Source organism: Sphingobacterium sp. 1.A.4, from assembly GCF_002734245.1.
In the GTDB taxonomy this organism is placed as follows: domain Bacteria; phylum Bacteroidota; class Bacteroidia; order Sphingobacteriales; family Sphingobacteriaceae; genus Sphingobacterium; species Sphingobacterium tenebrionis.
The window spans coordinates 1-18,120 of the sequence record NZ_PEAZ01000052.1; the positions used below are offsets into that span (position 1 = coordinate 1).

Below are 18,120 nucleotides of genomic sequence, written 5' to 3' on the forward strand. Positions count from 1 at the left end.
GGTGTTCGGGCAGGGTTGTGGTATCTRCGGCCGTTTGATGGATGCTATAATGGGTGATGAACTGCTCTTCGGTGCTGATCTGGGTATTGTAGGCCGGTTTAAGCTGGCCATTTTTCATGTGGTCCTCTTTCATCCGCATAAACACGGCATCGGTATCGGTCTTGCTATAACTATTGCGATCTCCCAGTACTTCCAGTTGCTCCTCATATTTCTCTAGTCGGGGCAGATAGTCGTCTTCAAGCTTCCTCAGCTGCCTATCGGTAGATCTATCCACTCCTTTGAGCTTGGCATTGATCGATTTGATCTTTTCCCTCAGCTGGGCACTATCGATGGCCCTGCCGACCTGCTGATCCCCTAATGAAGATTGGTCCTGGCTGATCTGTGCATCGATATCCGAAAGGACCGAAGCGATGTTCGCCTCCAGCTTTATCTTGTTCTTCTCGATCGATCTCTTCCAAACGAACGTATAACGACCGGCGGCCGATTCGATCTTGGTACCATCTACATACTGGACTTTCAGGCTGACATACTCCATATCATGCAGCATCCGAACGATACTGGCAAACAGCTCCTGTATCTGTCCCTTAAGACGCTTTCCCCTGAAATAATTGATCGTACGGTAATCCGGTGTACTGTTGCCCGAAAGCCACATGAAATGGATGTTCTCATGCAGGGCGCGCTCGATCTTGCGGCAAGAATAGATATTGCTCAGATACGCGTAGAACAGTACCTTAATGAGCATCCTGGGATGGAAACTGGTCGTTCCCCCTCCTTTATACTGACGGATGATATGTTCCAGATCCAACTGGTCAACAACCTGGCTCACCAAACGAACCGGATGGTTCAAGGAGATACGGTCTAAAATATTCTCAGGAAAAAGACTAGGACTATTGGATGGAAGCGCTTTGAATTGTATGTTTGCCATATTGTTTTTTGGTTGCACCTTAAGATACAAAGTCTTGAGGACAAAAAACAGAAAAACCCCGCCATTTTTTAATGACGGGGTTCTCTTTTAAGAGACCTTTTTAGACAGCCTCTTCTTATTTTAAACTCAAACTATTATTAGTTTTTCTTTATGGTAATGTTAATATTTCCACACCAGAACCAAAGGATCCAGCAGATACATTGTAACCAGCAACATTAATAGTAACTGTTTTTCCAGATACCGTACCTGTAACATTCGTCATAGAAACCGGTCCATAATCAGGATGGTTATAGATAACTTGGTTAGGGAAAGTCAAGGTTTTACCGTCGGATTTAATCATGAATGCAAAGCTACCACCACCAAATGGGTTCACCACTTTATACACATTCGCACCTTGTGCTTTTTGAATCTTAACATCCAATACAGCGCCTTCCCATCCTCCTTTAGAATCCAATTTAGTAGTACCTAAATCTTCAAAAGTCAAAATATTGGAAGCATTGATATTGATTTTCTTGATATTGCTATAGCTGATGTTTTTATCATCAATATTAAGAGAGATCGGGAAAGCCAAACCAGCCCTAACATCCGTTCCTACTGCAGAAACAGATAGGGTACTAGGGTCAATTTTAGAGAAATCTCCGTAATTGATTTTAGCATAAGCTTTACCTTCACCTGCTTTGAATTCAACTGGACCAGCCACTTGGAACACGTCCGTATATCCTGCTCCAGTTGCTGTAAGGGTAACAGGAACAGAAAGGTCGCCAGCTGTTGAAGTACGACCAACAGGGATTTCCAACACACCAGATTCCATTGCAAGACTTGTAGTACCACTCATGAAGCTGATTTTGTCTTCCGGTCCTTGGTACAAAGGTCCCTCTGTTTTGTCACAAGAAGTCATGCTTAACACAAGAGCAAAGACCCCTAAAGCGTTTAATATATTCTTTTTCATTTTATTCAAATTATATAATTACATTGGGTTTTGATCCTTTGTAGCATCCAAACTTTTATTACCATCAAATTCCTTTTGCGGAATGGTCAAGATCATTTCTTTGTTCGCTGGTTCTAATGTATTCCAGTTTACGAAGAAAGAGTGGTTGGTATTTCCTGCTTTTCTATCAAATCCAGTTTTTAAACGTAAGATATCGAATGCACGTTCTGCTTCACCCCAAAGTTCAATACGTCTTTGAAGAATAATGTGGTCCATCAACGTTCTTGGAGCTCCGATAGATCCCATGGTCAAGTCTTTAGACATGGTCACATTCGCTAACATAGCTTGGTAACCAGATGGGTTTCTTAGTTTCAACAAATCCTCAAGCGCTGTTTTTGCTTCCGCTAAACGTCCAGCATTTGCTAAAGCCTCTGCTTTTACCAATTGCATTTCTTCTGCACGCATGAAGATATAATCTCCCAAATCAGACGCTTTATCAGCATATCTGAATTTTACTTGGTTATAAGGTTTTGTTTCTGCCTCACCTCCATCAGTTTGATTATTCCACCATTGCTTACGAATATCGGAAGCAGGGATCTGATCATACAACCAGTTGTAAATACATTTACGTGAAGATGCTGCATATCGATCTGCAGAAGCATCCATATGAGAGAAAAATGAAGCATAGACAGTTGCTTGATCCGCAATGATTTCAGCGCCCCAAAGTACATTTTTCAAACCGGTATTATTGAAACCTGATAATAGTTCATCACCAGAGATCATCGCCAAACCTGGTTTTGTTAAAGCTTCCTCAGCGTATTTAGCTGCATCATCCCATTTGTTCTGAACCAAAGAAACATTTGCTTTGATCGCATTAGCTAAATAATAATCGATATTGGTTTTTTGCAACTGCAATCCTTTATTCTTCGCGAAAGCGGTAATGGCATCATCCAAATCTTTATTGATTTGCGTGTAAACTTCTTCCACGGTACCTCTACCAGCTCCTTGAGAAGAAGAAGTAGTAGGTTCAGTATACAAAGGTACACCTGGAGCAGATTCATGGCCTTTGTAAGTCTGTTGGAATGCTTGGATCAATTGGAAATAAGCGTACGCACGAATGGCACGTGCTTGAGCCATTACATTCTCAATTTTATCAGCATCACCTGTTACGGTAGTTTCCGCTGCTAGGATATAGTTCGCATTACTGATCAAGGTGTAATAGAAGTTCCAAGTTGCATACGATCTCCAAGTAGTAGCTGTGTAACGACTACGAACATCGAATTTATAGTCAAAATAGAACCATCCGTTTCCTTGCGCGTCCTGAACCATATCCTCTCCCATTAGGGAAGTATACAATTTGGTAGACATGATACCAAAGTTCTGGTCTGTATTACCAGTAGACCAACCACTAAGGTATAACATACGATAGATACCGTTCATGGCAACTTGTGCACCATCAGCATTTTCCAACATGGTTGGCGCATCAATTCTATCGGTAGGGCTTGTTTCTAAGAAATCCTTTTTACATGAGGTCATACCTAATGCTAAAGAAATAATAGAAGCATATATTAATTTTTTCATGATTATCTTCAATTAAATATTAAAATTTAACATTTACTCCGGCAGCAATTGTTTTATTCGGTGAATAAGAATAATCTGTTGTACCAGTAAAGTTGTATTGTGGATTCAGACCTTTACGTGCTGAGAAGATGGCCAAGTTATCACCTTGTGCGAATACTCTCAATGATTTCAGACCGAAACGTTCAAATCCAAAAGTATAACCGATAGAAATGTTTTTGATAGCAAAATAAGATGCATCTACCAACGCTCTGTCAGTTAATGTATGCGTATCTTCTTTTTGTACACGAGGAACATCTGTGATATCTCCTGGTTGTTTCCAAGCTCTCAAGATCTCACGAGAGAAATTGTTACCAATATACAATGGGTTGTAGTAGTTGTAACCGATTACATCGTAGATTTTACCACCAATTGAATAGGTAGTCATCATGGAGAAATCAAAGTTTTTGTAAGCTACATTGGTTGACAATGAACCACTGATTTTCGGAATACGGTTACCTTGGATGATACGGCTTGCTGCAGCTTTGCTTTTATCACTAGAGATGTAGTGTTTGCTTAAGTCTGTTTCGTCAGCTTTATTGTCGTATACCCAGTATAATTGGCTACCTGTTGCTGGATCAACCCCTGCACTTCTAGCCATATAGAATGAGTTGATCGCTTCACCTTCACGAATAATAGAAGAACCACCGATGATCTCTTTATTTTCATCCGTTAATTTGATGACTTTGTTATTGATTTTTGAACCCATTGCAGTCACATTCCACAACACGCCATTGTCTTTCAAAATATCATATCCGATCGATAAGTCAAAACCTTTGTTTTCCATATCACCGATATTATCAAAATAACCATCAAATCCTAAAGAAAGGGCTAATGGACGGTTTAATAACATATCGGAAGTTTTTCTGGAGAACCAATCGAAAGTCACGGTTAAACGGTCGTTTAAGAAACGTCCATCAAAACCTACGTTAAAGTTTCTGTTTTTCTCCCAAGAAGTTTTCTTGTTTTCTACGGACACCACCCCAGCACCATTGCTGTTACCATTGTTGTAAGTTAGGTCGTAGAAAGCTTGCCAAGCATAATATGCTTGAGATCCAGATGCGGTTAACAAACCATTGTTACCTTGCTCACCATAGCTACTCTTAAGGGTTAAGCTGTTGATCCAATCATTTCCTTGAAGGAATTCTTCTTCAGAAATTTTCCAAGCACCTCCTAATGACCAGAAGTTACCCCATCTGATATCTTCATGGAAACGAGAAGAACCATCTGTACGGAAACTACCAGAAAGGAAGTATTTGTTGTTATAATCGTATTGTACTCTGGAGAAATAAGACTCAAGCGTTTCGTTATTCTCGTAAGAGTCAGATCCTGTAATAGAAGAACCTGGAGCCAATTCAAAGATTCCACCAAAAGGGAAACCTGTTTTTTGACCAGATAATAAATTGAATTTAAAAGCATAGCTTTCATGTCCAATCAAGGCATCCACGTTATGTAGTCCGAAAGAACGGTTATACGTCAATAACTGGTTGAAAGTATAAGAGAATGTTTTAGTCCATTCCTTATTCAAACGTCCAGATCCTGCCGCATTACCGAAATACGGGTTGTAATAATAGGTATATGCATTAGAAACATAGTCAGTTCCTAGGTTGAATGCTAAAGCAAAACCTTGGAAAGCACCATATTTTTCATCTCTTGTATTGAATTCGATGGTACTACGAACTCCGGCATTATCGCGGAAGTCAAAATATCTATCATCGTATAATACGGCGATGGAATTGAATTTTTGTTGCGCTCCTGAAGCACGGTTCGGGCCATAATCAAATAAACGCTCACCATCTGCATCCAAAACATATCCACCATCAGCATCACGTTCCCAGATCGGATAGATTGGAGCCATTTGCTCAGCAGAATACCATACGTTCGAAGTTGATGAACCTGTAGCATTCAACATATTTGATGATGTTTTGGAGAAATTACCACTCAAAGAAGCTTTAAACCAATCAACAGGTGTGAATTCGTTGTTCAAGCGACCAGAATAACGATCAAAAGCCGTAGTTTTCAATAAGCCTTGGTCTTTCAAGTAGTTCATAGATGCCATAGCTTTAAACTTATCGGAACCACCAGAAGCATCAAATTGATATTCTTGACGAACAGGATTGTTTGCCATCACCTCGTCTAACCAGTTATCTTCCCATTTCAAAGAAGCATTAGGGTTGATTTTTCCAGTAGCTAGATCGAATAATTGATCAACAGGAACATTATATGGGTTATATTGCTCGTTAAGACCAAAAATTGGATCTACAGTACCTTTCATTTTGTTTACCGCATTTTGTCCCGCTTCAGATTCAGGAACGCCTAACAAAAAGATTTCACGGTTTTTATAGGATTGGAATACAGTTTCAAGATATTCTTGTGAATTCATCACATCATATCTTCCAACTGCTCTAGAATTTACACCTACATTAGCTTTGAAGTTAATGTTGATTTTACCATTCGTATTCTTACCAGATTTTGTAGTGATCATCACCACCCCATTCGCTGCTCTAGAACCATAAAGAGTAGATGCTGCTGCATCTTTCAAGATGGTTAAACTTTCCACATCATTAGGGTTGATGGAGTTCAAATCGCCATCGAAAGGAATACCATCAACAACATATAGAGGATTCGAAGAAGCATTGATTGATCCGAAACCACGAACTCGCACTGTTGCATTTGAACCTGGCTGGCCAGTACCTAAGGTAGAAACCACACCTGGAGCTGCACCATCTAATGCTTTTGTAATACTCGAGATGGAACGGTTTTCGATTACATCTGACTTAACGGTTGAAGCAGATCCTGTAAATGATGATTTCTTAGCTGTACCATAAGCTACAACCAAAATTTCGTCCAATTCTTGGTCTGAACCTGTCAAAGAAACGTTAATGGTAGTTTGAGTACCTACCGCAACACGTTTGCTGGTGTAACCAACATACGAAAAGTTAAGTGTAGCATTTTCCCCAACAAAAATGCTGTAGTTTCCTGAGGCATCAGTTTGTGTAGCCGTACTTGTGCCGACCAAATTTACTGATACTCCGCCAAGCGGTGTTCCATCTGCTTCAGATGTCACTTTACCACTCACTTGACGATTTTGTGCAAACGCCAACCCAATAAGGCATGTTAACACAAAAATTAAGCTGAGTAACTTGTGTTTCATAAAGTTTTTTAATAATTAAAAATTTTAAAACAGAGACTGTTAAATTTTGTTAAACAATTGTCAAATATAGCCTTTGTTTAAATATTCAACAAATTAATGCGCTGTTAATTCAAATCTTGATAAAACTATCCTCTAAAAAGTTGCTAATTCAACCTATTTTATTTTGCTCTATAATTTTTTTAATGTACAGATTATATTTAATAAAAAAATGGCAAAAAATGATAAACATAATACTAAAAAGTGGGATAAAATCAGCTATTATCTTTCTGTTTTTCAGAGGATTGAATATTACTTGAATATTATTAAAACGTGAATTATTTTTTAAGGATAGGATGGTGTTAATGCAAGAAGTATTAAATAACGTATAACGTTATATTAGAAAAATTTTAATTCAATTCTTATTCAAAAAAACAACTTCTAAAACAGCTAAATAATGTAACACAGAATTTTATATCGTCAACAAAATGATTTTCATAAACTCAATTAGACGGTTGTAGAAAATGGATTAAATCGTAATTGTAACAATTATGCATTATTTGGAAAATTTTAAAATTTGACAGGAAATATTCATTTAAAAATGGGGATTTACAAAAAAGGCCGACAATTGAACTTGTCGGCCTTAATCCATTAATTTTCAAGAGTTATCTCTATTTAGTATCCCAGAAAATCTTGGAAGTGAATGTATCGATATCTCCTTGTTTTTCTACTTCATCCCCGTTTCTACCATATTCAGAAGAAGGGTAAACTAATCTTTTAGGATGGATAGGCTTAATAGCGTTCAACGAAAGCGGGTTGTCCGTAGGGAATTTAGTACGTCTAAATTCTGTCCATGCTTCCCAACCACTGACACTGTTCAATGCCAACCATTTTTGGTATATAATGGCTTCCACTTTATTGGTAGATGCATCATATCCTACTTTATTGATTGCCTGTCCAGCATAGGTTGCAGCAGCTGCAGCTGCATCAGGCACCCCTAAGAAAACAAAGGATTCTTCAATGGCTTTGTTGTACAATGCTTTAGCATCACCTGTCATCCATCCTCTTGCCACTGCTTCAGCCTGTAAGAACAGACTTTCAGAAGGCAACATAATGACTGCTTTTTGGGTTGCGCTTTTTAGTATCCCACCATTGGTAAGAAATGCAGAGGTAACTGATGACTTATATAAAGCCGCTTCTGAGTCTCCGGTATTTCTTCCTAATTCAATACCTTTAAATGCTCCAGAGACCTTCAGGTACATTTGATCAATACGTGGGTCATTATTTGACAAATAATTGTTGACAATGTATTTTGTAGGTCTAGTCGCTTTATAGTTACTGGTAGCCGACCCAGCGGAATTGGCATAATAGCCTTCCCAAAATGGGTTCATTTTAGTTGCTGAAGAGGTGTACCCCGGCTGACCATACACTCCTGCATCACTAAAACCAGAACCTTCTGACACGATTTTCGCAATCTCGGCTTTGATGGTCGCGTCTTTTCCAGGTATTTCCGATTGACGCAATAGGATACGTAATTTCAGCGTATTGGCAAACTTGATCCAGTTGGTCATGTTTCCTGCAAAATAGATATCTTCTCCCTGAGGTTTAGCTTCTGTTTCAGGAGCAGATTTGATCAACGCAATAGCTGCATCCAATTGTTTGATCAAATCATCATAGATTGCCTGACCTTCATCATATTTGGGACGGATGTTCTGCGTGTTTTTCAATGCTTCGGTATATGGCACATTATTATAGGCATCCACTAAATTTTGGAAGTGGTAGGCCTTCATGATACCTGCAATACCTTGGTAGTAGTTCAAGTTTGCAGCTACTGCAGCATCTTGAACCGCTTGGAAATCACTTAGGATATCAAATGACGTTTCAAAAACTGCCGTACCGAAGTTAGGCGTTACGTTATACTGCTTATTGTTGATATACCATAAATAATCGGTTGCTGGAGCCCAATACCCTGCCCAAACCGATCCAATCTCATTTAAAGTGGTACTAACTAAGGCAGATGTTCTATTTAAACCCGATGTTAAAATCAGGTTAGGTGTTGCAGTAACGGGTCTATTTGGATTTTCATTAATGTCCAAAAACCCCATTCCGCATCCTGCCAGAACGGTCGATGCAATTGCAATACCAGCTATATATTTGAAAATCTTTTTCATTGTTCTTAGAATGTAATATTAAGATTAAAACCATAAATCCTGGTTGGAGGATTGATCATATCAGAAATACCTTGACTGTTTCCATCCGTGAAACTGAATTCTGGATCGGTGTAGATATTTTCTTTTGGCAACCACATGAATAGGTTACGACCAACCAAACCGATAGAAGCACGTTTAACTACTTTTTGGTTTTCCAACCATCTGTACGGCAAGCTATAGGTTAATGAAACCTCTCTTAGTTTTAGGAAAGAAGCATCTTTAACATAGTTTTCTTGGATGGTATTGTGTTGATTGTACCAATATTCAAAACCGCCATCTTGGGTTTTGATCGATGTGTTTTCGATGTAATTACCATTTTCTAGGTAAACAGAATTTGGAATCACGAATGGCTGACGGTCATACTGCGCACTTTCCCATGATAAACCGGTGAAATTGTTGGTATTACCTACGCGGTTGTAGAATACATTACCGGTACGGTAATCCAATTGTGCGGCAAGCGTTAATTCTTTATAACGAACTGAAGTGTTCAAACCAAAGTTTTTAGGCGCATTGGTCTGTCCCATAATTTTCATTGCTGCGGCACGAACAGGATAACCTGTTTCTTTATCGACAACAATTCTTCCTTGCGGGTCGCGCTCGTAAGCGGTAGTCTTGATTACCGGATACGCTTCACCTTTCACTGCATAAACATATGCGGAGTTTGCATAACCTCCCAATGGGATCTCATCCAAACCTTGGTAAAGATCGGTAACCTTGTTATCGTAGTGGGTAAAGTTCATACCGATATCCCATTTCCAGTCATTAGTTAATACCGGTGTTCCTCTCAAGGATAATTCGATGGTATTATTGGTTACTGTACCAGCATTTACGTAAGCACGATCATAACCTGTTGCCCAAGAAGTGGAGATCGGGATGATCTGACCATCGGAGATACTGTATGCATAAGTACCTTCAAAATTCAACCTGTCGTTGAACATACCCAATTGGATACCACCTTCATAAGAGTTTACAAATTCTGGTTTCAAATCTGGATTAGCGAAAGTATTACCAACTGTAAATCCAGGTCTATTGCCATAAGGGAAACCAGGAGCGATATCAAATGCTGTCTGTAGGTTGTAAGCACCTAAGTTAACATTCGCTGTTCTATTACCTGAAGCATATAACTTCAAGAAGTTAATAGGCGTAGTTTCTTTGATGGAAGGAAATGCTTCCGATGCGATGAATGACAAGGATACTCCTGGATAGAAGTAACTTCTTTTTGTTTCATCCAAAACAGAAGTCCAATCATTTCTACCACTTACCGACAGGTATAACATGTCTTTGTAGTTTACATCAATCTGACCGAACAAGCCGACAGTCGTTCTTTTTGAATAATCGGAACCTACTGTAGCTTCTCCCAAACGGTTGGACACATTATATAATCCTGGAACAACCAATGCATTGGCTGTAATCGAGTTGAATTTGGTATAGTCGGTTCTAACGGTATTACCTAAAATAAATCCTAGATCGAAATCACTTACTTTCTTTTGTGCTTGCACGAAAATATCGGAGTTCAATCTATTGACGTTATCGGAACGGTCAGTAACCGAACCTGGATTATCCGTAGGTCTATCGTATGCTTTGGTATAAGAAACCTTCGCATTATATTCTTTGTAGTTGGTATTGAACGCATAGTTTCCTAAACGGTATGTTGCGGATAACCAATCAGCAAAATCATATTTCAATTCCAGATTTCCATTGAATGTTTCTTGACGTGTATTTCTACGGTTGTTATCAATTCCAAAATATGGATTGATAAAATAGCCCGAGAAATAGCCATCAGGAGTAGCAAATTCATTGTTCTGCCAATCTTTCAATTGGGTAATAGGAATGTTCTGAGGAACGTTCAATAGGTTATCATATACACCAGATACAGTCATATCAGGGTTTTGATAGGCATAATTCAAGTTGAAGGATGAAGTCAGGTTTCCAAACTTACGGGAAGCATTAAAACGTCCACCAGTTCTTCTGTTCTTGTCTTTAGGGACAATACCTTTAAGCACTACATCCTGGAAACTTGCATAATAAGTACCATTATCATCACCACCAGAAACAGAAACATCATTCTGGATAGTTGTTCCTAAATCCCAGAAGTTCATCTTTTCATCTTTGACATAAGAATAAGGTAATTTCCATTCGTTACCATTCACCAAAGTAGGACCAACAACCACTTCACTTCCATCATATTTTGGACCCCAAGAGGTATTTTCGTAAGGAACATAGGTTTCTAGGTCATATCCATTACCGAATTTGTCCTGCATTTTTGGAAGAAAAGAAACCGATTCTAAGGAGGTAGTATTGGAGAAATTGATGACAGCAGATCCTTTAGCACCTTTTTTGGTGGTAATGATCAACACCCCGTTTACACCTTCGGAACCATAAAGGTTAGCCGCATTGGCACCTTTCAATACCGTAGTCGACTCAATGTCGTTCGGGTTCAAGGCTGCCAGCATGCTGTTTGGAACAGGTGTACCATCGATAACGATCAATGCTTGGTTATTACCTAACAAGGAACGGTTACCGCGCAATACCACACGCGTAGATGGGTTTACCCCATTGTTCAATAAGTTTACCTGTAGACCTGCTACTTTGGATTGTAAACCAGTAACCAGGTTCACCACTTTACCTTCAGTCAAGGCTTTGCTGTCTAAGGTTTGGTTGGAATAACCGGTAGATGCGGCAGATCTTTTGATACCATAAGCTGTGGTAACCAATACTTCTTCAATGGCATTATCAGAAGCTACCATTGCTACATTTACGGTTGTTTTTTCGCCAACACGAGCACGTTGAGTCTCATAACCTATGTATGAGAAAATCAAGGTGGATTCGTTTGCAGCGGAGATGGTATAATTACCATCAGCATCAGTTTGGATACCAGTCGTTGATCCCGCAACCGTTACGGAAACTCCACTTAGCGGAGCACCATCACTTGCCGATGTCACTTTCCCACTCACTTGGCGATTCTGTGCGAACGCTACCCCTACCAGGCAGGTCATCACAAAAATTAAGCTGAGTAATCTTTGTTTCATAGATGTTTAGTTATTAATTAAATTATTCTTAACAGGAGTTGTTAAATTTTGTTAAACAGTGGTCAAATATAGAGTTTGTTTAAATATTCAACAAACAAGTCCAAATTTTATTTAAAATTTAACAATTGGAATGGTTAAAAGTTGTTGTGAAAACCTAATTTTAAGGTGTAGGATAAATTTTGTCGACAAAGTCCTTCTGAAATAATATTTTGACTTAAATTGATAATTAACGAAGATTTCGTAGCTAATTATTGTAATTATATCTTTCTATATATGAGTTGCTTGTACAACTATTTATTTTAAGTCAATAAGTTATCAGAACATTGTAAATAACGATTATATTAAAGAAAAAATATTTGGCAGAATTTAATACGTTAAAATCCAATGGTTTTTATGGATTATCCATTTTTATATGATAATTATTTTATAATTATTTAATGATATGTTCTTATACCGAATAATATTTGGAAAACAATCAGCACATCAATTGAATGAAAACACGACACTTTCATCCCCAAAAAAATGACAAAAAGTTTGTAACAAAAAAAAAGACCGCACTAAAAGGTGCGGTCTAATTATTTATGAAATTTACTATTTAAAAAAATTGTACTATCTAGCCCTTAAGAAGGTAAAGGTTTCCTCAAAAGTTCGACCTCCATTTCCTTGTTTCCAGAATACGGTCAGGATTTTCTTTTCAGGGTCCCAATTACTTCTTGCATCTTGTGGAGTCTGAACCCCTAACGATGGACAAGTAACGGTTACATGGAATGTTACTGGGTCAATAGTATAAGATACCTCATTGGAATAGGTAGCCAATAGACCTGGATATAAACGAACTGTATGTTCACCAGTTGTCTCTAAAGTTACCGTTTTATCTAAATTAGGCTGCAATGAAGTAGCTCCTGATGTTTGATAACGATATACACCATCATACGCATTCTTCAATCCCAATTGCACAACAATAGTATCTGTTAGATCAGAAGATGGCGTTAGATTACCATAATCAGTGATTTCAAATGCCAATGCATATTTGGAAGCTAAATCAGTCCACTTTGAACCATCCAATTCAATGGAAAAATCCCCATAGATTAAACCATCCCCAAAATTAACAGAAATGTTATTTCCAGCGACTTCTACACCTTGACCATTTGCCCAAGTATAAAAATCAGATGGCAATGGTACTAAATCCGTTTCATGCTCTTCATTATATGCATCAATAATACTCTGGTTGAACAACATTTTAACAGTTTGTTTACTGTTCAACTCCGTACTGTTATGCGCATCTTTAAACAAATCAAAAAGACTAATCTTTTGTTTCGTTTGAAAAGGACTCAACCATTGCACAACAAAGTCTCCAGCAGGAGTTTTTAAAAACGTTGTACCATTATCTCCTAGATCATCCCCTGGGAATGATTCTTTAACACAACCTTGTAAAGTAATACTTAGTACAAAGAAGGCCAATAAATATTTAAAAAAGTTGATTTTCATTTTTCACGATTTTATTTGTCCCACCATATTCTAGAAGACATCTTATCTCCACCTTCTAATCTTGCTACCGCCTCGTTAACACCTTCATTCGTGGTGTACTCATTAGGAGAATATTGGTAACGGCGCGGAATTGTAGATCCTGCTACGGCATCCGGTGCAGGAACCAATGTCGGAACCCCTGATTTACGCCAGATATTCCATCCCATTCTACCATCCGGATAATGAGCGATATATCGTTGTAATGCAATTTTGGTTAGATCTGAATCATCACCAGCTAAGGAAACTCCATTCTGCGCAAAATACGTTGCAGCAGCAGTTTGCCCCCACTGTTTGAAACTTAATTCGATACCCGTTCTGTATACATTAGCTAATACATCAGATGTCCAGCCTCTTTTTGCAGCTTCTGCTCTAGCCAAAAGAACCTGTCCGGCACTCATCACGACCAAAGGAGATGTCTCCGTTCTGAAGTCTCCTCTTAAAACACGCGCAAAATCGGTATTTGCCGTAGCGAACGCTTCTGCATTCGCCCTTCTTAATCCGTATGGAAATCCCTTATTGGAAGTTAACAATGCATTTGCAGCATTGAAGTCATCATTCGCCCCGCCAAAAGCATTCTGACGGTTATCCGCAAGACTGGCCATGATATCGGTCATGGTTTTGCTTTCTGCATAATCTTTACGACCATCATACGTATTACGCCATGGGTTTTTAAAATTTCCTCCAGGGTAATTGATCACAAAGTTATCTTCGTTGGTTGCAATACTACCATCTGAATCTGCTAATGCCGCTTTAAATTCTGTAGCCGCATATTCTGAGGCTCCTGGATAACGTTTTGATAATTGTAGGGAATAGATCATACGAATAGAATTCGCGAATTTTTTCCACTTATCTACATCTCCATTAAAGATGATATCTCCGGGAACTGACCCAGCAGATGGTGACAATTGGCCTTCTGCCTCGGTTAATTTCGCAAGAATACCTTTATATATTTCCTCTTGGGTATCATATTTAGGCACGACCTGTTGCAATGCTTCAGAATACGGAACATCACCCCACAAGTCCGTCACATACCCGAAAATATATTGTTGAAGAATAGTAGCAACTGCTGAAGCATTTACACTACCTTCTGTTCTTTTTTTATAATCCACCAAATCTGTCAAGTGACCCGAATAATAACCCGTAAATGCTGGCTGTGCTAATGCATACAACGAAGCATCGGTATATTGTGTTTCTGACAGATATTGAGAATATAATGCAGGGGCATATTGACCTGTCGATGTATAGCCTCCAAAGCCGGCCAAAACATTGGTCAATAAAGCGGATGCTGCTGGATTGGTAGTCGCATTTGGATTGTCATTCATATCCCCAAAATCCGACAACGCATCACAACTCGACGCCAAAAGGCCAGTAGCAATTAGTATATATATTAATCTCTTTTTCATCTTTTAAATATTAAAATCCAATACGTAAATTAAATCCAATCCCTCTAGTACCAGGCAATTGTCCGCGCTCACCCTCAACTGCTGAAACTTCTGAAGGATCAAAGTCTTTCGTCTTTGCATAAATCAACAATGGGTTATTTGCAACCACAGAAATGTTTGCAGAACGGATAAATTTGCTCCAAGTAAGGTTTCTAACCGGCACATTGTAACCAAGTGAAACGGCTCTCAATTTTACAAAAGTCAGATCATAGATATAATCATCAAATGTTGAGTTATTGTACAAACCTTGGAAATATTCCTGTGCACCAACATAGGTTGTTACGGCCTCACCATCTTCAGTAACACCATCGACACGTACACCACCACCATCAGCAACCGCATCACGGATAGGATTTCCTTTGTCATTCAATGTTGCTGTTCTTGCAGTTAGACCAGAGAATGAACCAAACATGTTGGAAAGGGATACGAACTTACCACCAAACTGCCAGTCAATATTTGCACTCAAAGAGAAGTTTTTATAACTCACGGAGTTTTGAACACCACCTGTAAAACGAGGTAAAGCCGATCCAAAGAATACTTTATCATTTAATGGCATACCATCATCACCTACGATTTGAACACCATCCGCATTACGTTTGATACCATTACCATAGATCTGTCCCCAACGTTTACCAACTTCATGAATTAAAGTAGGCATGGTACTACCCCAAACACCAGCTACTACAATACGATCAACACCATATTTTTCGCTGATTTCAGTCACGTCATTGTCCTTCAAGTCAGACAAGGTTGCTTTAATATTCCAAAGCACATTATCGTTCTTAACTGGAGTACCTGACAAAATATATTCAAAACCTTTTTTCTCAATTCGACCCACGTTCGTTAAGATAGAGCTATATCCAGAAGCTCCATTCAGCGTGATGGATCTTGGGAAATCGATTTGGGAACCATCAAAGTATGTGAACTCCAATCCGATGCGATCATTTAAGAACCTCAACTCAATACCCATATCTTTTTGTGAGACAACAGAACCTCTCAAGTCTGGATCAACCAATCCATCTGGTGTTGAGGTCAAGGCCATTCCGTTCCATTTATATTGATTCACGCCATACGCCATCCCTGGATATGCATAGGCACCAAAAGACGTCCCTGTACCGAATGCCATTGGAATCTCTCCCCAAGCAAATCTTAATTTACCATAACTTAACCATGGTGTACTTTCTTTGATTAGATCAGAGAAAATGAAGGAAGCACCAAATGATTTAGACAATACGGAATTACGATCCGCTGGTAATGTAGAGAACCAGTCATTTCTCAAGGTAATATTCGCGAATAACATGTCCTTATATCCAAATACACCTCTTCCTAAAATGGCATTGTAACCTTCTCTACTTCTATAGTTATACTGATTAGCTTGGCTTTTTGAATTAGATAAAGTAAATAGATTATCTACGGTTAGACCATCCACTGTATTTCCGGAATTTTCATTTGAACGTGCTCTGAAGAAATCGGTTACTACATTTGCATCAATTGAAAAATCACTGATTCTCTTATTGTAGCTTGCCATGATCTCAAAATTCGTACGGTTTGAGTAGGTATTACCTGTTCCATAATATCCCTTAACCAATGGATTGTTTCCAGAAGTCTGTAAACCTGATTGATCTAAATCAGACCTGTACATATACTCCCAAAATGTTGTATTCTGTTGTTTACGATAAGTCGCTGTAAAGCTCAAATCCTTATAAACCTGATATTTGAAATAAATATTTCCGTACAGTCGATCTCTTTGGTTTGCACGATCGATGTTATCATAATAGGTATAAGGGTTATACCAATAGTTTGCTGCATAGAATCCACGTGGATTTTCTGGGTCATACGCTCCTGGGTTAGCTTTGTTCCAAGAAGCAAAGATGCCATCTTCTGTTCTTAATCCTCTTAATTCTTTTAAGATATCCATATCCAAATCACGGTGGAACCATTGGTTAAATGAACCAGTCGTTTGATTGGAATAGGCATCATCAATTTCACCTTTTAAGCGTTGGGTGACATAGTTGATATTAACCCCCGCTTTAAATTTAGTGCTTAGATCCAATTCACCTGTGACATTCAGAATATTTCTTTTCAATCCAGAAGTAGGGATTAAACCATTGATATCCTGGTTGGTATAAGAAATTTTGGTCATGTAATTTTCACCACCTTTTGAAATGGCGATGCTGTTGTTCAAAACAACCCCAGTCTCGTAAAATTCCCTAGCATTGTTTTCTTGAGGAACTAAACTTGTCGTTTGGAAAGAGCGAGAATGGCCACCATACCAAGCATACCATGGAATATATTCCTGTCCTACCATACGTGGTCCCCAGGAAGCATCATCCGAATAGTCATGATAGTATTTACCGTCCAATGCTTTCCATTCTTCAGGTTGCCCGGGTGTCCATGTATACTTTTTCATGGCAGCAGAAGAACCTCCAGCATAGGAGTTTTGGTAGTTCGGCAAAATGTACACATTGTCAAATGTTGCTCCTAAGTTCAAATCAATACCAAGATAATCTCCACGATAGCCTTTTTTCAAAGTAATCACTACAGCTCCATTAGCTCCTTGGGAACCAAATTGAGCAGATGCTGCTGGACCTTGAAGGACTGTCACACTTTCAATGTCATCAATGTTAATATCATCAGAGTTTGGAAGGATGGTTCCGTCTACTACGTAGATTGCTCCATCTCCTGCACCAAACCCAGAAGCACCTCTTAACCTGATCTCGGTATTTCTACCTAAAGCGGCAGCAGATTGAGAACGAACTTGCAAACCCGTTACTTGACCTGCCAACGCATTATTCAAGTTTGGTTGACGAGTAACATTCACCGCATCTGCTTTTAATGTTTGTGAGCTGAATGGCGCAGCCTTTGTATTTTCCCGGATACCATAAGCTCCGGTTACCACAATTTCTTCCAGATTGCCCTGGTCAGCCGTTAATTGAACATTAATTGTACTTTGAGTACCAATGGTGATAATTTGGGAGGTATATCCCACATATCGGAATGATAAACGCCCATTGGCTGGCGCATTGATGGAATAATTTCCAGATCCATCGGTTTGTGTAGCAATGTTGGCCCCTTGAACAGATACGGTAACACCACTAATTGGGGATCCATCCTCTGCAGAAGTCACTTTACCACTCACTTGGCGATTTTGCGCATATACCACCCCGATAAGCATGGTACAAAGCAAAAATACACGGAGTAATTTTTGTTTCATGTTTGTTGTTGTTTAGTTAAATAATCTGGTAATTACCGGCCTAAAACGTTAATAATTGTTAAACCTAGTATCAAAAGTATTTTTACTACATGATTGTT

9 protein-coding genes are annotated in these 18,120 nt (G+C 38.8%); all 9 read right to left on the reverse strand.

The window, feature by feature from the left end:
- The coding region (locus CRJ00_RS08175) for a transposase (RefSeq protein ID WP_144038127.1) at nucleotides 1-925 on the reverse strand (925 nt) is incomplete at its 3' end.
- Nucleotides 926-1,073: 148 nt separating this feature from the next.
- Nucleotides 1,074-1,874 carry a hypothetical protein gene (locus CRJ00_RS08180; protein ID WP_099366386.1) on the reverse strand — a complete coding sequence of 267 codons (801 nt, stop codon included), beginning with the start codon at nucleotides 1,872-1,874 and terminating at the stop codon, nucleotides 1,074-1,076.
- An 18-nt stretch (nucleotides 1,875-1,892) separates the two neighbouring features.
- Nucleotides 1,893-3,434 (reverse strand): RagB/SusD family nutrient uptake outer membrane protein, encoded by a 1,542-nt coding sequence (locus CRJ00_RS08185; protein ID WP_099366387.1) that lies wholly within the window; start codon nucleotides 3,432-3,434, stop codon nucleotides 1,893-1,895.
- A gap of 19 nt (nucleotides 3,435-3,453) precedes the next feature.
- Entirely contained in the window at nucleotides 3,454-6,624 is a 3,171-nt protein-coding gene (locus tag CRJ00_RS08190; protein WP_099366388.1) for a SusC/RagA family TonB-linked outer membrane protein, read from the reverse strand.
- A gap of 647 nt (nucleotides 6,625-7,271) precedes the next feature.
- On the reverse strand, nucleotides 7,272-8,771 hold the full coding sequence (locus tag CRJ00_RS08195; protein ID WP_099366389.1) for a SusD/RagB family nutrient-binding outer membrane lipoprotein: 1,500 nt from the start codon (nucleotides 8,769-8,771) through the stop codon (nucleotides 7,272-7,274).
- A 5-nt stretch (nucleotides 8,772-8,776) separates the two neighbouring features.
- Nucleotides 8,777-11,839, reverse strand: a complete 3,063-nt coding sequence (locus tag CRJ00_RS08200) for a SusC/RagA family TonB-linked outer membrane protein (protein WP_099366390.1) — start codon at nucleotides 11,837-11,839, stop codon at nucleotides 8,777-8,779.
- Nucleotides 11,840-12,448: 609 nt separating this feature from the next.
- A complete protein-coding gene (locus tag CRJ00_RS08205; RefSeq protein WP_099366391.1) occupies nucleotides 12,449-13,327 on the reverse strand; it encodes a DUF7015 domain-containing protein in 879 nt (292 codons plus the stop codon).
- Between the two features lie 11 nt (nucleotides 13,328-13,338).
- Nucleotides 13,339-14,769, reverse strand: a complete 1,431-nt coding sequence (locus CRJ00_RS08210) for a SusD/RagB family nutrient-binding outer membrane lipoprotein (protein WP_099366392.1) — start codon at nucleotides 14,767-14,769, stop codon at nucleotides 13,339-13,341.
- 10 nt (nucleotides 14,770-14,779) lie between these two features.
- The gene (locus tag CRJ00_RS08215) at nucleotides 14,780-18,022 is read right to left on the reverse strand and encodes a SusC/RagA family TonB-linked outer membrane protein (protein WP_099366393.1); all 3,243 of its coding nucleotides are present in this window, start codon (nucleotides 18,020-18,022) and stop codon (nucleotides 14,780-14,782) included.
- Between the last annotated feature and the right edge of the window lie 98 nt (nucleotides 18,023-18,120).

What these genes read in the sequence shown, in the direction of transcription:
- CRJ00_RS08215 (WP_099366393.1), bottom strand. Translation starts at nt 18,022, where the DNA reads ATGAAACAAAAATTACTCCGTGTATTTTTGCTTTGTACCATGCTTATC.
- CRJ00_RS08185 (WP_099366387.1), bottom strand. Translation starts at nt 3,434, where the DNA reads ATGAAAAAATTAATATATGCTTCTATTATTTCTTTAGCATTAGGTATG.
- CRJ00_RS08195 (WP_099366389.1), bottom strand. Translation starts at nt 8,771, where the DNA reads ATGAAAAAGATTTTCAAATATATAGCTGGTATTGCAATTGCATCGACC.
- CRJ00_RS08190 (WP_099366388.1), bottom strand. Translation starts at nt 6,624, where the DNA reads ATGAAACACAAGTTACTCAGCTTAATTTTTGTGTTAACATGCCTTATT.
- CRJ00_RS08180 (WP_099366386.1), bottom strand. Translation starts at nt 1,874, where the DNA reads ATGAAAAAGAATATATTAAACGCTTTAGGGGTCTTTGCTCTTGTGTTA.
- CRJ00_RS08200 (WP_099366390.1), bottom strand. Translation starts at nt 11,839, where the DNA reads ATGAAACAAAGATTACTCAGCTTAATTTTTGTGATGACCTGCCTGGTA.
- CRJ00_RS08205 (WP_099366391.1), bottom strand. Translation starts at nt 13,327, where the DNA reads ATGAAAATCAACTTTTTTAAATATTTATTGGCCTTCTTTGTACTAAGT.
- CRJ00_RS08210 (WP_099366392.1), bottom strand. Translation starts at nt 14,769, where the DNA reads ATGAAAAAGAGATTAATATATATACTAATTGCTACTGGCCTTTTGGCG.